9 protein-coding genes are annotated in these 20,217 nt (G+C 45.0%); 8 read left to right on the top strand and 1 reads right to left on the bottom strand.

Annotated elements, in window-relative coordinates; all coding sequences use genetic code 11:
* Nucleotides 1-8 precede the first annotated feature (8 nt).
* From KXQ82_RS04600 to KXQ82_RS04575, 6 genes are read left to right on the top strand one after another with little or no spacing between them, the layout of a single operon-like run.
* Complete coding sequence (locus tag KXQ82_RS04600) at nucleotides 9-3,302, top strand: SusC/RagA family TonB-linked outer membrane protein (RefSeq protein ID WP_219486988.1); 3,294 nt, start codon at nucleotides 9-11, stop codon at nucleotides 3,300-3,302.
* A gap of 2 nt (nucleotides 3,303-3,304) precedes the next feature.
* Nucleotides 3,305-4,825 carry a RagB/SusD family nutrient uptake outer membrane protein gene (locus tag KXQ82_RS04595; RefSeq protein ID WP_255563433.1) on the top strand — a complete coding sequence of 507 codons (1,521 nt, stop codon included), beginning with the start codon at nucleotides 3,305-3,307 and terminating at the stop codon, nucleotides 4,823-4,825.
* 11 nt (nucleotides 4,826-4,836) lie between these two features.
* Nucleotides 4,837-6,564: a fasciclin domain-containing protein gene (locus KXQ82_RS04590; RefSeq protein ID WP_219486987.1), complete on the top strand. Its 1,728-nt coding sequence runs from the start codon at nucleotides 4,837-4,839 to the stop codon at nucleotides 6,562-6,564.
* A gap of 55 nt (nucleotides 6,565-6,619) precedes the next feature.
* Nucleotides 6,620-8,119 carry a fasciclin domain-containing protein gene (locus tag KXQ82_RS04585; RefSeq protein WP_219486986.1) on the top strand — a complete coding sequence of 500 codons (1,500 nt, stop codon included), beginning with the start codon at nucleotides 6,620-6,622 and terminating at the stop codon, nucleotides 8,117-8,119.
* Nucleotides 8,120-8,132: 13 nt separating this feature from the next.
* Nucleotides 8,133-11,330, top strand: coding sequence for a SusC/RagA family TonB-linked outer membrane protein (locus KXQ82_RS04580; RefSeq protein ID WP_219486985.1), 3,198 nt, complete (start codon nucleotides 8,133-8,135; stop codon nucleotides 11,328-11,330).
* A gap of 22 nt (nucleotides 11,331-11,352) precedes the next feature.
* Nucleotides 11,353-13,149, top strand: a complete 1,797-nt coding sequence (locus KXQ82_RS04575) for a RagB/SusD family nutrient uptake outer membrane protein (protein WP_219486984.1) — start codon at nucleotides 11,353-11,355, stop codon at nucleotides 13,147-13,149.
* Between the two features lie 87 nt (nucleotides 13,150-13,236).
* Here the strand turns inward: KXQ82_RS04575 and KXQ82_RS04570 are convergent, their stop codons facing one another.
* A complete protein-coding gene (locus KXQ82_RS04570) occupies nucleotides 13,237-16,953 on the bottom strand; it encodes a hybrid sensor histidine kinase/response regulator transcription factor (protein WP_219486983.1) in 3,717 nt (1,238 codons plus the stop codon).
* 570 nt (nucleotides 16,954-17,523) lie between these two features.
* On the opposite strand from KXQ82_RS04570, the gene KXQ82_RS04565 reads away from it, so the two are divergent.
* Together KXQ82_RS04565 and KXQ82_RS04560 are read left to right on the top strand one after the other, a co-directional pair.
* Complete coding sequence (locus KXQ82_RS04565; protein ID WP_219486982.1) at nucleotides 17,524-18,531, top strand: GntR family transcriptional regulator; 1,008 nt, start codon at nucleotides 17,524-17,526, stop codon at nucleotides 18,529-18,531.
* 252 nt (nucleotides 18,532-18,783) lie between these two features.
* The gene (locus KXQ82_RS04560; protein WP_369412425.1) at nucleotides 18,784-20,067 is read left to right on the top strand and encodes a glycoside hydrolase family 28 protein; all 1,284 of its coding nucleotides are present in this window, start codon (nucleotides 18,784-18,786) and stop codon (nucleotides 20,065-20,067) included.
* Nucleotides 20,068-20,217: the final 150 nt, after the last annotated feature.

Here is a 20,217-nt window from a genome sequence, read left to right as displayed (position 1 = left end):
CGCTTTATATGAAAAAAATATTTAACTATATACTTTGCTTTTCCGCCCTGTTAATCATCTTTATCAGAGGACAAGCAATAGCGCAGGCACCTGCCGAAAAGATTCTGGTCAAGGGCAGGGTAACGGATGCTGCTGATAAGGCCGTCATCATCGGCGCTTCCGTGATCGAAATTAACAGTGATAAACGCACAATCACCGGGGTAGCTACTGATATCGATGGAAATTTCGCGATCAAGGTTTCCAATACAGCGAATAAAATACAATTCTCCTATATTGGATACAAAACGGTCGTTTTACCTATAGATAAGCAAAGGGTATTTAACGTCAGCCTGGAATCAAAATCCAATTTAGCAGAGATTAACGTCACAGCCCGCCCTACGGTAAATAATGGCTCTGGTTTGCCGATTGACGAACGTGACAGAACTACCGCGTCAACGACAATTCAAGCGAAAGACCTGGAAGAACTTTCGGCAACATCAATCGCTGCTACACTTGAAGGGAGGTTGCCCGGAGTGGATATCGTGGCGTCATCCGGTGATCCTGGCGCAGGCATGTCGATCAGGATTCGGGGTACTTCCAGTATAAATGGCGTGACCGATCCGTTGATCGTAGTGGATGGGTTACCATACGAAACTGCCGTGCCAGCGGATTTTAATTTCCAGACCGCGGATGAGCAGGGTTATGCATCTCTCCTTAGCATTGCACCTTCTGATATTAAAGAGATCACTGTTCTAAAAGATGCTGCGGCGACTGCGGTATGGGGGGCGAGGGCAGCCAACGGTGTCCTGGTGATCACGACCAAACGCGGTGCCGTTAGTTCGCCGGTATTCACTTATACTTATAAAGGCGCATTAAGCCTTCAACCCTCGCTTTTTCCCTTGCTGAATGGAGGTCAATATTCTGAGTTGATTCCTCAGGAATATCTTAATGGCACGCCGCAGGGTACACCGCTGAATACATTAACAGCAAAAGAGTTTGCACGCGATCCCTCCGACCCCTACTATTATTATAATTATGGCCAGAATACGGATTGGGTTAAAGCTATTTCAAGGAACGGTTACACTCATGATAACAATCTTTCGATCACAGGCGGTGGCGAGAAAGCCAGGTATTTTGCGTCTTTGGGGTATGTGACGCAAACCGGCACGACCCTCGGAACTTCGCTGCAAAGATTAAATGCGAGACTCAACCTCGATTATATGGTTTCCGACAGGCTGCGTTTCCGCACGGATATCGCTTATACTCATTCAATCACCGATGGCAATTATGTAAACCAGGCTGTAGGCAAAAACTCCGATGACAGCAATATCCGCAATATCGCCTTCAACAAGATGCCGAACATGTCGATCTACGAATATGACGAGTACGGCCATATGACACCAAATTTCTTTACCCCCTCATCCAATATTCAGGGACAGTACCCGGAAACCTTTAACCCTGTTGCTATGGCGATGTATGGGATTAACAATCTCAAATCAGACCGAATAACGCCTCACTTTAATCTGCAATACCAGATCACGCCTGGAAAACTGATTTTGACCTCTGATGTACAATTTGATGTAAACACAGCGGTAAGAAACAGTTTCTTACCACAAAGCGCTACAGGCAGGCCGACCACCGAAACTGCTGTGAATCGCGCTTACAATTATGATGTGGATGGTTACGATGTCCAATCAAAGACCAATTTGGTTTATACCCCGCAGATCGCTGATAAAGTAACATTTTCAGGCTTGTTATCGATCCAAACTGATGATAACAAAGGCTTGAGTCAGTCTCTGTTGACAGCCAACACAGCTTCATCTTACTTGCAGGACCCCTCCGATCCCTCACGCAGCCAGAACAGTGACCTGGGCGTTGCAGCTACAGCGACAGAGGTCCGCAAGCTTGCTGCATTGGTAAGCGGACAGTTTTCTTTCTTTGATCGTTACATCATCAATGTAGGTTTACGCGGGGATGCAAATTCGAATTTTGGGCCGGATCACCGCTATGGCCTTTTCCCTTCGGTTTCGGGAAGATACCGCCTATCGGGCGAACCCTTCATGAAACGGTTCAAGTTCCTGAACGATCTTAGTCTGCGCGCCAGTTACGGTATCATTGGCAATGCACCAAGTACTCCCTATACCTTTTATAACCAGTTTTCCAACTTTAACTGGACCTACCTGGGACAAAGCGCGGTTTATTCATCTAATATTGAGCTGACTAACTTACGGTACGAAAAAGTAAAAGGACAAAACCTGGGTTTCAACCTGTCCTTGTTCAATTCAAGGGTGAACTTCGACGGGGAAATTTATCGCAACCGGACATCGGATCTATTCTTCACACCGACCATTGCAAATTTCAACGGGTATACTTCACTGAACCTGAATGTGGGAACAATGGATAACCAGGGTTTCGAAGTCAGCTTCAATGTTACACCCGTAAAGAAAAAGGACTTGATCGTTGACTTTACCTTCAATATCGCCCACAATGAGAACGTGATCCGTGAGATCTCGCCATTAGTCAATACCTCGAATGGAGGAGGCACCACTAATGGCACCTTCCTTTCACTTTTGCAGGTTAACAATCCATTAGGTTCGTTCTACGGTTATATATTCGACGGGGTTTATAAAGACCAAAATGCGACGATCGCAACCGACCGTGATGGTAAACAGATCTTAGGCCCGGATAAAAAACCGGTTTATATGCGTTACAACTATCCCGCTGTAGACTACACCTTTCAACCCGGCGATGCAAAATACAGGGATGTCAATAACGACGGTGTAATCGATTCGCGTGATATCGTGTACCTGGGCAATGGGAATCCGCGCTTTACAGGAGGTTTTGGACCAACGGTGACCTACAAACGCAACTGGAAATTTTCTGCGTTTTTTAGTTATCGTTATAAGTTCGACCTGATCAACAACACCATGGTCACCACAACGAACGAATACAAATATAATAACCAAAGTACAGCAGTATTACGTCGCTGGCAAAAACCCGGTGATGTAACGGATATCCCACGCGCTGCATTCAATACAGGTTACAACTGGCTTGGTTCTTCCCGGTATGTTCAGGACGGTTCTTACCTGAGGTTCAGTGCGGCAACCATCAGGTACAATTTGGAGACGCTGTTCGCGAAAAAGTTAAGCCTGAAAAGCGCAAGTATTTACTTCAGCGGGCAGAATCTTTACACGTTCACACATTATTTAGGCCAGGATCCCGAAGTATCGGCGAAATCAAGTGATATCTATAAGCAACCGATCGATAACTCGAACACACCTGCTTCCATCACCTATACTTTGGGGCTAACAGCCAGTTTTTAATTATGAAAACGCGAAAAATTATGTCAAAAGGAAATACGATCAAGCTGGCCTTGTTAACGATATTGATGTTCGTTGCAACATCCTGTAAAAAATACCTTACACTCTATCCCCAGGATGGTGTGATCCGCCAGGAATTCTGGCAAAATAAAGAGCAGGTTCAATCCGCTGTTCTCGGCTTGTATGCCTCATTGCTGGCCGATCCGGCAGGAAAGGACAGGCAACTGGCCGAATACATGTTCTTATGGGGGGAATTGCGTGGCGACAACGTGATCAGCGGAGCAAATGTGGCAACTGATGAATTGAATATGTTACAGGATAATATCCTATCCACCAACACGCTGGCTAAATGGTCTGCAGTATACCGGACAATCAACCTGTGCAATATCTTAATCGATTATGCTCCGGGGGTGATCGCAAAAGATAATACTTTTACTCAGGCGCAGCTCAACAGCTACCTTGCTGAGGCCTTGACCCTTCGTAGCCTGCTTTACTTTTATCTGGTCAGGACATTTCGTGATGTACCACTGAAATTAAAATCGACAGGAAGCGACACTGATGTACAACAGCTATCGAAAACCAGCCAGGCCGATATCCTTACCCAGATCATAAAGGACCTCAACACGGCAGAACCAACTGCGACAATTTCTTACGGTAACCGGGCCTCCGATAAAGGAAGAATCACCAAATACACGGTTGATGCGGTATTAGCGGATGTATACTTATGGATGGATAATTACCAGGATTGTATCGACGCCTGTGACAAGGTCATCAATTCGGGGCAATTTGCTTTGGTTCCCGGAGATTCGGGGTTCTTTGGTAATTTATATTATTCGGGTAATTCAAGTGAGAGCATTTTTGAGTTTCAGTTCGACAGCCAGATCCTGAACTCTTTTTACACTGCTTTTCTGCAAAAACCAAGATTTCTTGCCTCCCCAAATGTGATGAGTTCTGTTTTCAATATCGATTTCCTCGACGATAATAATTATGATCGCCGGGGCAGGTTTGTTTCCGTTAATACGAACAATAGTCAGATATGGAAATATTCAGGTGTCACCGGTGATGCCACAGCGCGTTCGATCGATCAGTTTTACGCACACTGGATCGTATATAGATATGCCGATGTCCTTCTGATGAAAGCCGAAGCGATGGCCTACCTAAACCGCGGTACAGAATCTTTGGACATCATCAACACAATCAGGACTCGGGCCAAAGCACTCCCGGCAACTTTAGAGTTTCCCTCCCCCACAGATGCTGATGCTGTTGCACTTTATGTATTAGATGAACGCTCCAGAGAATTTGCATTTGAAGGAAAACGGTGGTACGACCTTTTGCGCTATGCAAAACGCAACAATTACAGAAACCTTAATGAATTGATCACAGCTTCTATCTCGAATATGCCAGGGAATTTACAACAGTCGGCAACGGCAAAATTGAAAGATTTGAACAGTCATTATCTGCCGATACCATACAACGAAATCCTGAACGATCCGAACCTGGTTCAAAACCCATTCTATAAAAACTAAATACAGAGATCATGAAATATTCGATAATCAACAAAAGAATAGGCAGACTCGCAGCGGCAAGCCTGATGATTCTATTTTATTTTAGTGGCTGCAAACCAGAGCAGTATCCGATCACGACGAACCCAACGCTGAATATTATTCAGTATTTCGACACCAACCCCGACTATTCGATCTTCGACCGGGCCCTGATCAAAACGGGCTACGCCGGATTTTTAGGAGCATACGGCCGGTATACTGTTTTTGCGCCGAATAACACGGCGATGACCGCATATCTGCAAACCATCAATAAATCTTCGGTTGACGAAATAGACGATAATGCGCTGAAAGATTTCGTAAGTTTCCATATCGTACAGGATACACTTTCAACACTCAATTTTACGGATGGCAAATTGCCGACCGCGACCATGTTCGGATTATATATCACAACTGGTGCCGCGATTGATGGCGGTATAACATCCTATGTGATCAATAAACAGGCAAAGGTTATCCAACCCAATATCAGGACAGGTAATGGCTTGATACATACCCTTGACCATGTATTATTACCCCCAACCCAAACAATCGCACAGATCCTCGCAGCCAATCCTAAATACAGCATATTCAGTCAGGCCCTAACAGCCACAGGTTACTACGATACCTTGAATGTGGTGCCGGCCAATAGTTCTAACCGGCCGTTTCTGACCGTTATCGCTCAAACAGATTCCGTGTTCAATGCGGCAGGTATTACAAGTTTCGCTGATCTGAAAGCTAAATATTCAACGACAGGAAACCCCAAGAATCCAAACGACAGCCTTTTCTTGTACGTAGCCTATCGAATAATACCCAGTCTTCAGTATCTTGGTGATATTGTCAGCAGTCCCTCACAAACGACGTTGGCCCCGCAGGAGAATTTGCCTGTAGCGTTGATCAACAGCGATGTTATTCTTAATCAGGTTGTTTTCAACGGGATCTTGGAGGTTGGAGTACCGCTCGACCGCGTTCTCGGCGATGTTCCGGCGAACAACGGCGTGATCCAGAGTGTAAAAACTAATTTCAAATACAAGGTTCGCCAACAGGCACCCGTGTATTTCGATGTTACCGATCAGCCTGAGCTCCGTAAAGCCACATCGGTTTATAAGAAAGTCGGCGCTACGCTCCCTATAACGACAGGTCTGGTCAGCGCTTTCAGTTGGGAAGCAGCAAACAACTATAGTGGTCCGGTCTACACGGTTGATGGAGCCGTCGGAAGCAAGCAATATTTTGTAAATAATGATTATGTGCTGATCGGCCTGCGATTGGGCTTTACTACAATTCCCTCATGGTTTGAAACGGTGACCCCATTAATCGTGAAAGGTACTTACAAAGTATGGATTTGCTATCGTAATGGTGGTTCCGGTGGCCAGGGAAGGTTCACCCAGGTAAGCGTAGATGGCCAAACCCTTGGGCGGATCGTTGATTTTGGCACGACCCTCCCGAGTTCAACTTCGAGCCGTACCGTTTTAGAATCCCAAGGGTACAAACGCTACATCGCGGAGCAACCGGCAGGTAGCACGACCAATATTGCCCAATTAGCCGGCGTAGTAACCATAACTTCAACAGACGTGCATCGGATTCGGTTCACTTGTATCAAGACATCTGGAGGTAGTACTAACAATGTATTCCTCGACATGATCCAGTTTATACCAACAAGTATGTCGCAAACAGATAAGTGCATGTCCGTAAATGGCAATATAGTCAACACTCCTTCTACCTTTCCTTAATCAAAGCAATAAAAGCCGGGCTTTGCCCGGCTTAATAAACTTCACCACAAAAACTATGAATAAAAATATACGCCATAGCTGCACAACATTGTTTGTCCTCTTGGTCATCTTCATCACAGGCTGTAAAGATCAATGGGACCAGCGCGATCTCATTTCTGATACTGCTTTGCAAAATAATCTTTCTGTGCAGATCGCTCAAAACAGTGACCTGAGTATATTTTATCAATATGTGATTAAAACCGGATATGATAAGATATTGGCTGCATCAAAGACTTACACTGTATTTGCACCCAATAATACGGCGATGCAGGGCGTGGCATCTACGATATTGACCGATTCAGCTAAACTAAAGCAATTCATCGGAAACCATATTGTGAACCTGGCGATAACCACCAACATGGCGGCCAGCCCGCTTCGTTTGAAAACCCTCAATGGTAAAAACGGGGTACTAACTTCGGGAACATTTGAAGGGTCGAACATCCTTAAGGCTAACCTATACGCCAACAATGGTATACTGCATATCATTGATGCTGCCGTGATCCCAAAAATGAGTATCTGGGAATTTATCAATTCGCAAACGGCGCTGGGTCAGAAACAAATCGCCTATATTAAATCTCAAAACTACGTTTATCAGGACACGACATTGGCGACAGTAACAGGCGTGGATGGTAATGGCCGGCCGATCCTGAAACCCGGAACAGGCCTCGTTAATAAGAATTACTACCTTGACCAAACCGCAGATCTTCGCGACGAGGACCAGCAATTTACCTATATCATTTTGACCGATGCCGCTTTCGACGCGGAAAACAACAAAGTAACGAAGTATTTTACTACGAGTACAGCGGACAGCACAAAAACTCTGGCAGCACTTAACGTGACCAAGGACCTCGTCATACCCGGGGTCTACCAGCAGCCGCAATTACCGGATACCTTATTGTCAGTTAAACGTGTCAAGGTTCCTCTACTCAGAGGGACGACTATCGTTCAGAGTTATAACGCAAGCAATGGTATCGTATATGTTATGACCGGCGTTAACTTCAGACTGACCGACAAGATCCCAACGATCGTGATCCAGGGCGAGGATGCGGCCTTCTTCGCAAGGACAGACCGCGCAGCGAATATCGCGATAAGGTTGCGTAATGACCCATCAGGCGTACCCTATAAAGATCTCTTCATTTCTGGTACCGGATTACCCGCATCTTTTTATTCCGGTTACAGGGTTCGGGACGCAAACTCAGTGACCTATAAGGTTTATCAACGGGCTATTAATGAGCAACTTTCTGCGGGAACGGCGGCGACAGCTACAGCACCACCAGTACTGCCTACTCCGATATTATTCAATCAGCAGATATCTGTTTTTTCCCCTTTCACGGCAGTAACGAATTTCGGTTACCAATCCGTAGCCTACATGAATTACAATGAAGTACTGGTAGGTACGTATGTGAATACCAGGTACGGTTATCTGAAGATCACAGCCAGCGGGGCAAACAGCACGTCTGTAAACGCCAACAGCATATCCCTTGACTATTTAAAATTCGTGCCTGTTTTACCATAACTGCAACCGAACCATGTATAAAACTATAAATTCAATAAAATTCCTTTTTGCCGTAATCGGACTTCTCCTCGTATCGGGAGCACTTTTGGCACAGCAACAGGATTCGACAAAAGCCAGTAAGATTGGACCTGCTAAAACGGCTAAAGACAGCATTAAAAGGGTAACAGGAAAGATCATGGATGCCGTAACGGGCAAACCTGTATCTGGGATCAATATCGCAATAACTGGTTATTCAGCAGCGATCACCGATGAAAAAGGAAACTTTACGATCAAAACGCCGTACTTCTCATCTGTTCTAACGATCAGCGGACAAGGTTATCAAACCAAAGATGTGGCGCTTAAAGGTAGAAAGAATGTTACTACGGTGCTGTTCGAAGATGGATATAATTCTGTTTACAGTAAAGCAGTAATGCCTTTTGGCGAAGCAAAACTCAATTCGCTGACCGGTTCTGTTGCTTCTGTCAATACCAATGGAGGATGGGATACCAAACGGGAGACCGCCGATTCGTATTTGCAGGGCCGGATCGGGGGATTGAATGCGATCAGGAGATCAGGTACGCCGAACATCGGTGCAGATCTTTTTTTGAGGGGGTACTCGTCTTTATACGCGACCAATAAACCCCTAGTCATCGTTGATGGAATGATCTACGATAATGCGCAATTTGGCACGTCATTGATCCAGGGACACAGCAACAACCCATTATCTAATATTAATTTTAATGATATTGATAACTTTACGGTCATCAGGGATGCCGCATCTGTTTACGGAACAAAAGCCGCAAACGGCGTGATCCTGATCACCACCGGCCATACCAACGATCTGGCGACACATATCGATTTCGGGGTTTCGGGTGGCTTTAATTTCCGGCCGAGAGGATTACCTGTGATGCAGGCGGCTGATTATCGGGTTTTTCTCGGCGATATCCTGCGTTCAACAGGAATGAACGACGCGGCCATTCAAGCGACTCCGTATTATAACGATGATCCGACATCGGCGAATTATGCGGCATATCATAACAATACAGACTGGCAAAAGCAGGTGTTCAAAACTAGCTACAGTTCCAATTATTACCTGCGGGTATCCGGCGGGGATAACATCGCCAAATATACACTTTCAATGGGCTATGGCAGTGATGAGGGGGTTACCAGGAACACTCCGTTAGATAGTTACAGCACCCGTTTCAATGCAAACCTTAACCTATCCAAAAGCTTTTCGGTAGATGCGAACCTTTCGTTTAATTACAATGAGCAAAAGCTGTTTGACCAGGGTCAGGCGCCTGCAACAAACCCGATCTCACTTTCGCTGATCAAATCGCCTCTTGCGCGTTTGCACGAAGTAAATGCGGCTGGTGTAGAGTCCCCGAACTTGTCCAACCTGGATCTTTTTAACGTGGGTAACCCTGCCATCTTGATCGATACGGCTAATGAGGTCTCTAAAACATATCGTTTTTTTGGAAATGTGAATTTTAAATATAAACTAAATCGCTTTTCATCCCTGCAATCCGCAATTGGTATCACTTATGGAAAAGCGAGGGAAACCTACTTTATCCCGCGCGCAGGTATCACTCCCGATACCAGCAGGAACGCGATCATATACAGCAGGCTCGGTAGCCAGGTGCAACGCCTATTCAGCATCACTAACGACACCCATTACAGTTACGACCGTACGTTCAACCTTGTGCATCATTTCAGCGGCAACATCGGTTTCCGGTTCATGGATACTGAAACTTCGGCAATGTTTGCCCAGGGCGCGAATTCAGCGACCGACCAGTTCATCAGCGTAGGAACGGGTACAAACCTGCAGCGATCTACCGGCGGGGAATTAGGCGATTGGCGCTGGCTCAACACTTACATGGGCTTGAACTATGATTATTTCAACAAATATTTTATTTCCTATAATATGGCAGTTGACGGTTCATCCCGTTTCGGCTCCAATATCCCGGGCGCGTTAAGTATCGGTGGGTTGCAAATGGCTATATTGCCATCATTATCTATTGGCTGGCTGATATCTTCCGAGAGCTATATGTCCCGACTGAGTTTTGTGGAGTTTCTGAAGTTACGCGCAAGCTACGGTCTTACTGGGAACGATGATATAGGAAACTATGCCGCAAGGCAATACTACATTTCACAGAATTTACTGGGCCAGCAGGGATTGATCCGGGGAAACATTGCAAATCCCAACCTGCAATGGGAATTGAATAAAAAAGTCGATTTCGGTTTCGATGCGGCGTTATTAAAAGGCAGGTTAAACATCACATTTGATATGTATCAAAATAACACCTCCCATATGTTGGTTAACGATCCGGCCTCGGCCTATACGGGGTTCGACTATGCGGTTGACAATGCAGGAGCCATGCGAACAAGAGGCCTGGAACTCTCCCTGGGCGCACGTTTGATCAATAAACCGAAGATGAAATGGGATTTGGGGCTTAATATAGCAAAATACAGTAATGTGATCACGGCGCTTCCAAACAACAGCATGACCACGACTTATGCGGGCGCGAACGTGGTAACACAGGTAGGTAGTGCCGCGAATTTATTCTATGGATATAAAACCAATGGCGTTTATACAACCAATGCGGAAGCAACAGCATCCGGATTAACTGTCCTTGGTAATGGGGGATTACCATTTTCGCCGAAGGGGGGTGATGTTCGGTTCGTAGATAACAATGGCGACGGGGTTATTGATAGCCGGGATATGCAGGTGATCGGCGATCCAAACTCGGATTTCTTCGGTGGCATTAATACGACGTTCACCTATAGCAAGTTTACGCTGAGTGTACTGTTCACGTTCAGTAAGGGCGGAAGCAATTATAATTACGTGCGCCGCTCAATCGAATCGGAAAGCGGTTTTGAAAATCAGTCACTCGCGGTGAACAACCGCTGGAGGGCTGACGGACAGATTACAGCGGTACCAAGAGCTAACTTTGGTGATGCGATCGGTAACTCCCGTTTCTCTGACCGCTGGATCGAAGATGGTTCATATTTCCGGTTGCGCACGGCCACGCTTGCATACGACGTGCCGTTTAAAATTAAAGGAGTAAGGTCGTTCAAATGCTATGTAACGGGTAACAACCTTTTCACTTTCACTAAATACCTGGGTTACGATCCGGAATTCAGTGCTACCGAAAGCGTATTGACACAGGGAATCGATACAGGACTTGAACCGCAATTCAGATCACTACAGCTTGGTGTACGCCTGGGCTTATAGGTTTCATTATTGAAAAACAGACATGAAAAAATATACGAATAATCATTTGGTGCTGGCGATCCTGATCATTTTAGGTACGGCCCTCACTTCTTGTAAAAAAGCTTTTGACCTCCAGCCAAAGAGCGAGGTTGATATTACAAATAACTATCAGAACGTTTATGATGTTAACGCAGCGGTGATAGGAATTTACGGCCAGTTTATGAAGCTGGCAGAGCAATATGTCGTGCTGAACGAATTAAGGGGCGACCTGATGGAGACGACGCCAAATTCGGATAAGTATTTACTTGAGATCAGCCAGCATAAAGTTACTGCAGGCAATCCCTGGGCAGATCCACGCCCATTTTATAAAGTGATCGTCAATTGTAATGACGTACTTTATAACCTGAAATTGATGCTCGCAGCCAATAAGATCAATCAATCCGATTTTGATCAAAGATACTCTGATGTGGGTGCGCTAAGGTCCTTTCTTTATTTGCAATTGGGTATTCATTTTGGTTCAGTTCCCTACGTGACTGAGCCGTTGGCTAACATCAATGACCTGAAGAATACCTCGAAATTCGAAAGGGTTCCATTCAAATCGCTGATCGATAGCTTGGTTACCTTTACTGCGGCGTTACCTTACCTGGAACCATATAGCGCAACCACATCTACCACGAGCAATCCGAGTACATCGTTAGTTACCACGGCCGATGGTTATCTCACAAAATATAATTTCATCAGCAAACGCTGTCTGCTGGGCGATCTATACTTATGGCAGGGAACGAATTTCAAAGAGGCAGCGCGGCAATACCGGATCGTAATGGAATACCAGACCAATAACAGTAATATCACTACCGGATACCAAACATATAAAATAGCGATGGCGGATATCGCTAATAATAACGACCTGACTGTAGGTTATTTGCGTAACCGCACCTTCGATATCAATTCGCTCATTAACAGTAATACGCAAGGTTGGCGATCGATATTTGCCAGGCCCCAGGACGCTCTTTACGATACGGAATGGTTGTGGGCGATGACCTTCGACAGTAACTTTTCCCCTGTAGACCCGTTCATCGATCTTTTTTCTAATCAGGGTGGTCGTTACCTTGTTCAGCCTTCGCAAAATGCAATCAGCAACTGGAACAGCCAAACTCAATTGAACGGATTTCCTTTCGACCAACGGGGGCCATTCACGTATAAAGTCATCAATGGTAACCCCGTGATCGTTAAATATCTCTATTATTACCTCGATGCGAACAGCTTCGCTCCGATTAAGATCCTGCAACAAAACGGCAAATGGTTTCTTTACCGCGCTGAAACCCTAAACCTTCATTATGCTGAAGCCGCGAATCGCGACGGCCGCGGTAAATTGGCGTTCGCGATGCTAAACTCAGGGATCAAAAATATATTCAATGGTGTTTATCCCAACCCCGTTACACTTTATCCCCTACCGACCGATGTGACAAACATTGAGCAAACCTTTGATAGTCCCCCTTACGATTTTGATGCCAGACAGGGTGACGCGCCACGCTATCGTAGCTCCTGGTATCAAAATACTGGTATCCGCGGAAGAGCGTATTTGACCGACCTGAATTACAGCCTGGCAACGAACACCCAAGGTTTGGAAGACGCACTGATCCAAGAATCGGCGTTAACATTGGCCTATGAAGGGCAGCGTTGGCCTGATTTGCTAAGAATAGCGCTGCGACGGAATGACCCATCTTTTTTGGCGAATAAAGTAGCAGATCGCCTTAACAGGGATGGTTTCGGCGCAGCGGCCGGCGCTGCCCAGGCGAAACTTTCCTCAGGTGATTACTACCTGCCTTTTAATTGGTAATAATACGAATAAGCCCGGTCAAATCCACCGGGCTTATTTATTTGATTTGAGCATATGATCAGATTATCCATTTATTCGCCCCCCTCGTCATACCGATTTTTTCAAAAATTCCGACGGCGGTACACCAAAGTGTCCTTTGAAACACCTTCTGAAATAATCGGTATCGGTGTAGCCAACCATATAAGATATCTCGTTAACATTGAATTTCTTATTCAACAGTAATTCCCGAGCGCGGTTCATACGCAGCTCCTTGATCAGGTCGGTAGGCGTCAAATCGGTCAACGCTTTGATCTTCCGGTAGAATTGCGCCCTGCTCATTCCAACTTTCTCTGCGATCTCGTCATTATTCAGGTCAGGATCCCCTATCCGTCCGTCAATGATATCCATTACCTTTTTTAATAACTTCTCATCAGGAGAAGCCGGGCTTACCGCATTACTTTGCACCTGAAGACGCGTCCTGTATTTCTCGCGCAGTCTTAAACGGGACAAAAGAATATTCCTCATTTTAAGGGTGAGTAATGTTAAGTCAAAAGGCTTGACGATATAATCATCAGCTCCGGACCCGATGCCTTCGATCTGGTATTCGATCGGTGCCTTAGCTGTCAACAAGATTACCGGGATATGACTGGTCAGCGTATCGCTTTTTAAGCGCCGGGAAAATTCCATGCCATCCATTTCCGGCATCATCACATCGCTTACAATGATATCTGGTATCTTCGCCCTTGCCATGTCCAATCCTTCAATCCCGTTCCTCGCCTCGGAAACCTGATAAAAGGAAGCAAAATAATTTTTGAGGTATTTGCGCATTTCATCATTATCCTCTACCAGAAGCAACAAAGGAGATTTCCCATCGATCAGTAGTGCATTTTCTTCAATGGGCGATTCAAGCATTTCAGGAATGGGAAGTTCAATAACGGAATAGACAGGATATTCAGTAATGCCGGATTTAACGTCCCGGCCTCCTCCATTTTGAATTTTTGGCAAGGAAATCTGGAAACAAGTCAGGTGTTCCCCTGGATGATCTTCTAGCATAATTTGACCACCATGTAAATCGACCAGTGCCTTGGTATAGGATAAACCCAGGCCTGTACCACCGCTTCGGCGGTTTGAACCCTGCTCGAATGGTTTGAATATGCGGCCGGCTTCTTCGGCAGAAATTCCGGTGCCATTGTCGGTCACCCGGATCAGTAATTGCTCACCATCCTGCATTACGTGTAATTCAACTTTGATTAGTCCACCCTCAGGCGTAAATTTAAAAGCGTTGGATAACAGGTTATTCAAAACAATCTCGATCTTATCTGCATCAAACCACCAGGGGATACTTTTTTCAGGTAGCGAACAGCTTAACTGTATCTTCTTTTCGGCGGCGACCGTATGAAAAGACGCGACAATATTTCTGATCAGGGAAGCGATATCAGAATATTGGAGTTCCAGTTGTTCATGGCCAGTTTCCAACCTTCTGAAATCCAGCAATTGGGTCACGATTTTTAACAACCTGTCCCCACTGGCTTTCATCGTTCTCAGTTGTTCCCCGATTTGCTTATTGTCTTTCGCGATCGCCAATAAATGGTCTATAGGCGCTAAGATCAATGATAATGGGGTCTTTATCTCGTGTGAAATATTGGTGAAGAACTGGATCTTCCGCTCATGTAACGCATTCTCATTCTCGTGGAGGATTGACTCATATTCCAATTTGCTTTTAAGCCTTGCAAATCGGATTGAATAATAGTAAAAGGCAAATAAGAGGCTCACCATGATCAGGCTATAAAACACATAAGCAATAGTGCTTGCCCACCACGCCGCATAAACACGTATTTGCAAAACCCTTGGCCGGGCATTCCATATACCCTCGCCGTTAGCGGCCTTAACTTTAAAAGTATAAGTGCCTGGATCAAGATTAGAATAGGTCGCCATCCGGTGCGAGGCGTCCGTAAAGATCCAATCCTTATCAAATCCCTCGAGCATGTAGGCATACCTGTTGGCAGATGGGTTCCTGAAATTAAGCGCGGCGAACTCAATAGCGAGACTTTTATCACGGTAAGTCAGTTCGATCCCATCAGTAAGATAAAGCGGCCTTTTAAGGATGGTATTGCCGTTCACCTCCATATTGACATTAACCGGTTTATTAAGTATTTGTAGTTCGGTTAAAAGAACAGGCGGTGGACCAGGCTCTGCTTTGATACTATCCGGGGAAAAAGAGTTAAACCCGTTGTTCCCCCCAAAGTAGATCATACCATTAAACCGGCTTCTCATGACCGCTCCTTCAGAAAATTCTTTACCCTGCAACCCATCAGAAACTGAGTAATTTTTTACACTGAGCGTTTTCCCGTTAATCTCCGAGATCCCCTTTTTATGGCTTACCCAGATGGAACCTCCTTTATCTTCGGTTATACCCGCGATAGTTACGTCAGCGATACCGTTCGGTGATACCGTAAAGTGGAGGAAACGGCTGGTTTGGGGATCATATCGATCGAGACCGTAACCGGTACCAAACCATAAATACCCTGAATGGTCCTTGAAAATTATAGTGATCCGATCATCGCTGATTGTGTTCTCATCGCCATCATTATGTGTAAGCTTACGCACTAATTGGAGTCTGCCATCAGTTGCTTCCGTAAAAGCTAACACGCCGCCCCCCTCAGTACCTATCCAAATACGACGTTTATCATCAGTCACCACCGTTTTTAACCGGTTATACTTTCCAAAGGAAAAATCGAAATGGTGAATTGAGTCGCCCTTGAAAAAGTACTTGTAAACACCCTTCCAGGTGGCGAACCATACATCGCCTTCCCCATCCTCGCCCGCACCATACACCGGAGTGCCCTTAAGGCCAGCTTGTTCATAATGCCTAACCTCAGCGTTTGAATCAGTATAACGGTCAAGCCCACCGCGCGAACCGACCCAGATATTTCCATGAGAATCACTAAAAATTACTCTGATCTTATTGCTTGCCGCCGAACCATTATTCGCGGCACCCGAACGTAAGTGAAAAAATTTACCTGATGGTGAAAAAACACTTATTCCTTTATATCTCGTGCCAACCCAAATATTCCCTTTCCTGTCTTCCGAAAAAGCACCTATGTCGTTATCAGCAATTGAATTCGAATTTTGATTATCATGGTAGAAATAGTGGAACGGTTTAGCATCAACATTAGCTTTATTAATGCCATTATTATAGGTGCCGACCCATAGGATTTGGTCTTTATCAAAAAATATCCTGCTGACGTAGGGAGAATTAAGTGACCATGGGTTCATGGAATTGTAACTGTAATGTACCTCTTTTCCTGTAGGCAGATACTGTTGAACAAGGGAGTTGCTCGTCCGATCAACGGACCAATTATAGTGCTTCGCCGTGAACTCCGGGCTAAGAAAAGGATTACCCTTCCGTATCAGGTTCAACAAGGCTGGTGATATTTTGTTGCTGGGTATACGTTCGAAATCATCCGTTTTGTAATTATATCTGCAAACGACATTCTGTTCAAACGTTTGTATCCAAAGGGTCTGGTGTTCATCAGTCACCACATCCAGTACCTTGTTGCCGGTAATACTGTGGGGATCTTTTGCATCATGCCGGTATATCCTGAACTTGTAGCCGTCATAACGGCACAGTCCCGATTCCGTACCGAACCACATAAAACCATATTTATCCTTCGCTATCGCATTGATTGTATTTTGCGATAGCCCGTCGTCGGAATTGATATGTTCAAACTTCAACTGAAGGTCCTGCGCTTGCCCGCTTAATCCCAGACAGGTCAATAACGCCAGAATAAATGCGGTAAATCTTAAAAACGGTATTCTTCCCATCTGCAAAACGCTCGGTACTCTAGTTTATCGGTTCTCAAATATAGTCAAAATACCTTTTTGGTGCCCCCCCGTTTTGTATCCTCCTTGACTGGCAGGTACCCTTATTCTGCATAAACATGCGTTTAAAATGGCTATTGGTGAAAAATCGCCAAAATGAGACTGCTTTTTGATACAATTTTACAGGTTGCATTAACCGCAAAAAAAATAGCCTTCATGATACAGATCTGAAACAACCACTGGTTTGATCTGCATTTATGGGTATCCTGCAAGTTTCAGTTTTTATGTTGACTTTACTTCTTTTTCATTAAGTAATCAAATCGGGATCTGTTGACATTGCGGGGGACGTAAATCAGGACAATAAGGAAGTGCAGATATGTTTTTTATGGTATTATGATACTAATTTACAGTTGTAGGTAGATAGGCCTGACTAAATTTGAATGACGATAAACCGATTAGAAGTTGGTCGCCAAGCTATCTTTCGCTCTTGGTCACGCTGATGGATGGACGAACAACATAAGCTACATATCATTGGCTGTATGGTCGCCTGGTATTGATGTTATTTTATTAGAAATGAGAAACGAAAAGTCAGCATATTTTGGCGGCAAAACCTTGGTCAAAAGAATAGCGGGGTCTATTGCGATGGATATCAGTAAAGGGGTATACAAAGTGAATCAGCGCCTTCCGTCGATCAACGATTACAGCTCTACCTATGCAGTAGCGCGTGATACAGTAGAAAAAGCATACGGCGAGTTAAAAAAGGTTGGCATAATCACAGCGATGCAAGGCCGTGGCTATTACGTGTTGGAAAAGCCCGAGACCAGGGTTCGTGTCCTGTTATTGTTCAACAACTTTGGCGATAATAAAAAACAGTTATACGATGCCCTTGTCACAGCCTTCAGGCACCAGGGAAAAATAGACCTTCAGATCTATCAGGATAATCTGTCTATATTGGAAGAGCTGGTCGATACCAGGCTGAATACTTATGACTATTTTATCGTTGCATCAAACTTCGCGACAGAACAGGCCAGGGAAAATTTCAATCGGGTGATTGGCAAAGTACCTCCTGAAAGGTGCATCGTGTTAACCAAAGACCCTAATACACCACCAGTCCATGGTTTGGTGGTACACGATATCGAGACGGATATGTTTAACATCTTAAACACCTCCAAACATTTACTATCAGCATACAAACAAATAAGTGTTGTTTGTCCGAATGGTTGCGAAAATGCAGAAGAGATCAAAAGAGCGGTAAAGCGCTTTTGCAAATCTGCAGGAATGGAATTTGATATCCTGTTCACTTTTGAAAATTTAAGGCCTGTCGCAGGTACCGTTTACATCATGATGTGTGAGACTGAACTGAGTGAATTATTGAAAGCGGTCAAACTCTCCCGCCTCACAGCGGGAAATGAGATCGGCATCATATCGGCCGGCGACACCATTTTCAAAGAATTGCTCGGCATTACGGTGGTTGCCATTGACCAGCAGCGGATCGCGCGATCGATTGCTACGCAAGCGCTGACCCACAAATCAGGCAAAGTGGAGGTTACTTTAAAAATGATCATACGTGATTCGGTTTAAGAAACCAACAGATCCGTAAAGTGGCCCGCGTTGATCTTTTGGATCTCGGCATTGGTTAAACCGGCATTGCCGTTTTAGCTGTAGTTTTTACAATTATTAACCGCCCTGAGGCATATATAAACCTTTTATTAAGACATTATGAATATTAAAAAATTGCTATGGCTGCTTGTTATGCCTATAACTATGGCCAATGCCGCCGCTGCTGACAAAGAGCCGGATTGGGTAAAAACAGTCGGCGCAAGAGTCGCACCGGTGCAAAAAACTGTCTACTGGATCGGAAACAATGAAGATCCAGAGACAGGTGCTCACATCAGCACCTCGCTCATACAACATGTAATTGATCTTTGTGCAGCGAAAGGTGGCGGGATTGTACGTTTTCGGCCCGGTCGGTATTTAACAGGATCGATATTTGTCAAATCGGGCGTTTGCCTGGATATTGACAAAGACGTCGTGCTCATTGGCAGTCAGAATATTAAGGATTATCCCGAGATCGATACGCGCGTAGCCGGGATAGAAATGAAATGGCCCGCTGCGCTTATTAACATCATTGGGCAACATCAGGCATGTGTTGAAGGGGAAGGCGCAATCAATGCTCAGGCAAAACCATTTTGGGATCTCTATTGGAAAACCAGAAAGGAGTACGAAAAGATCAACATGCGTTGGGTCGTCGATTGGGACGTGAAGCGCCCCAGGACGATATTATTGTATAATAGCCAGGACATTACCCTGAAGGGATTGTCAATAAGCCAGGCCGGATTTTGGACGGTTCAGGTGACTTACTCGCATCATGTGACCATTGATGGGCTAACCATACGCAATAATATTGATGGTACCGGACCTTCGACCGATGGTATCGATATCGATTCATCGACTTTCGCATTGGTGCAAAATTGTGATATAGATTGTAACGATGACAATTTCTGCCTGAAAGCAGGAAGGGATTGGGATGGATTAAGGGTTAATAAACCTACAGAGTACGTTGTTTTTCGCCATTGTGTAGCCAGGAAGGGCGCCGGGCTGCTCACCATAGGAAGCGAGACAGCGGGATTTATCAGGCACATCTACGCGACGGACATGACCGCTTATGGCACCAAAAATGGATTCAATATGAAAGCGGCAGCAACACGTGGTGGCGGTGCAGAGGATATTACGCTAACACATGTCGTAATGAATGACGTGGGAACTGCTTTTCAGTTGAGCCTCTATCAAAACCCAAGTTTTACCCACAATGAATATCCTGCCGGTATCAGGGCCGACTCCTTACCGGCTCATTGGAAAACGGTTCTGATGAGGATTGAACCGATATCCAAAGGGATACCACATTTTAAAGATGTCCATATCTCTGACATTTGTGTGAACAATGCTCAAAAGATCGTTAATGCCAGTGGCCTGCAGGAATCACCTTTGTGTGATTTCTTTTTTACCAGGTTAATTGGCACCTCCGTTACGGCGGGCGATATCAAACTTGTGCAAAACTGGCACTGGTCGGATAATGAGATCACAACAGGTGACGGATCTAAATTATCGACGAACTGATATCGATAAAAACTTGCACGCAGGTCGCGTTTCGGCGTTGCGTAAAACATCATCTATTCAAATAAATGGCATTTTTTCCAGGCTAAACCCGGTTTTTTTGCTATTTAACTATTTATACGCTTCGTACTTCAAGAATAACAGATACAATTT

This window comes from Mucilaginibacter rivuli, from assembly GCF_019391655.1.
GTDB lineage: Bacteria > Bacteroidota > Bacteroidia > Sphingobacteriales > Sphingobacteriaceae > Mucilaginibacter > Mucilaginibacter rivuli.
The sequence above is the reverse complement of the archived record's forward strand: the minus strand, read 5'-3'. Positions and strand labels throughout refer to the sequence as shown.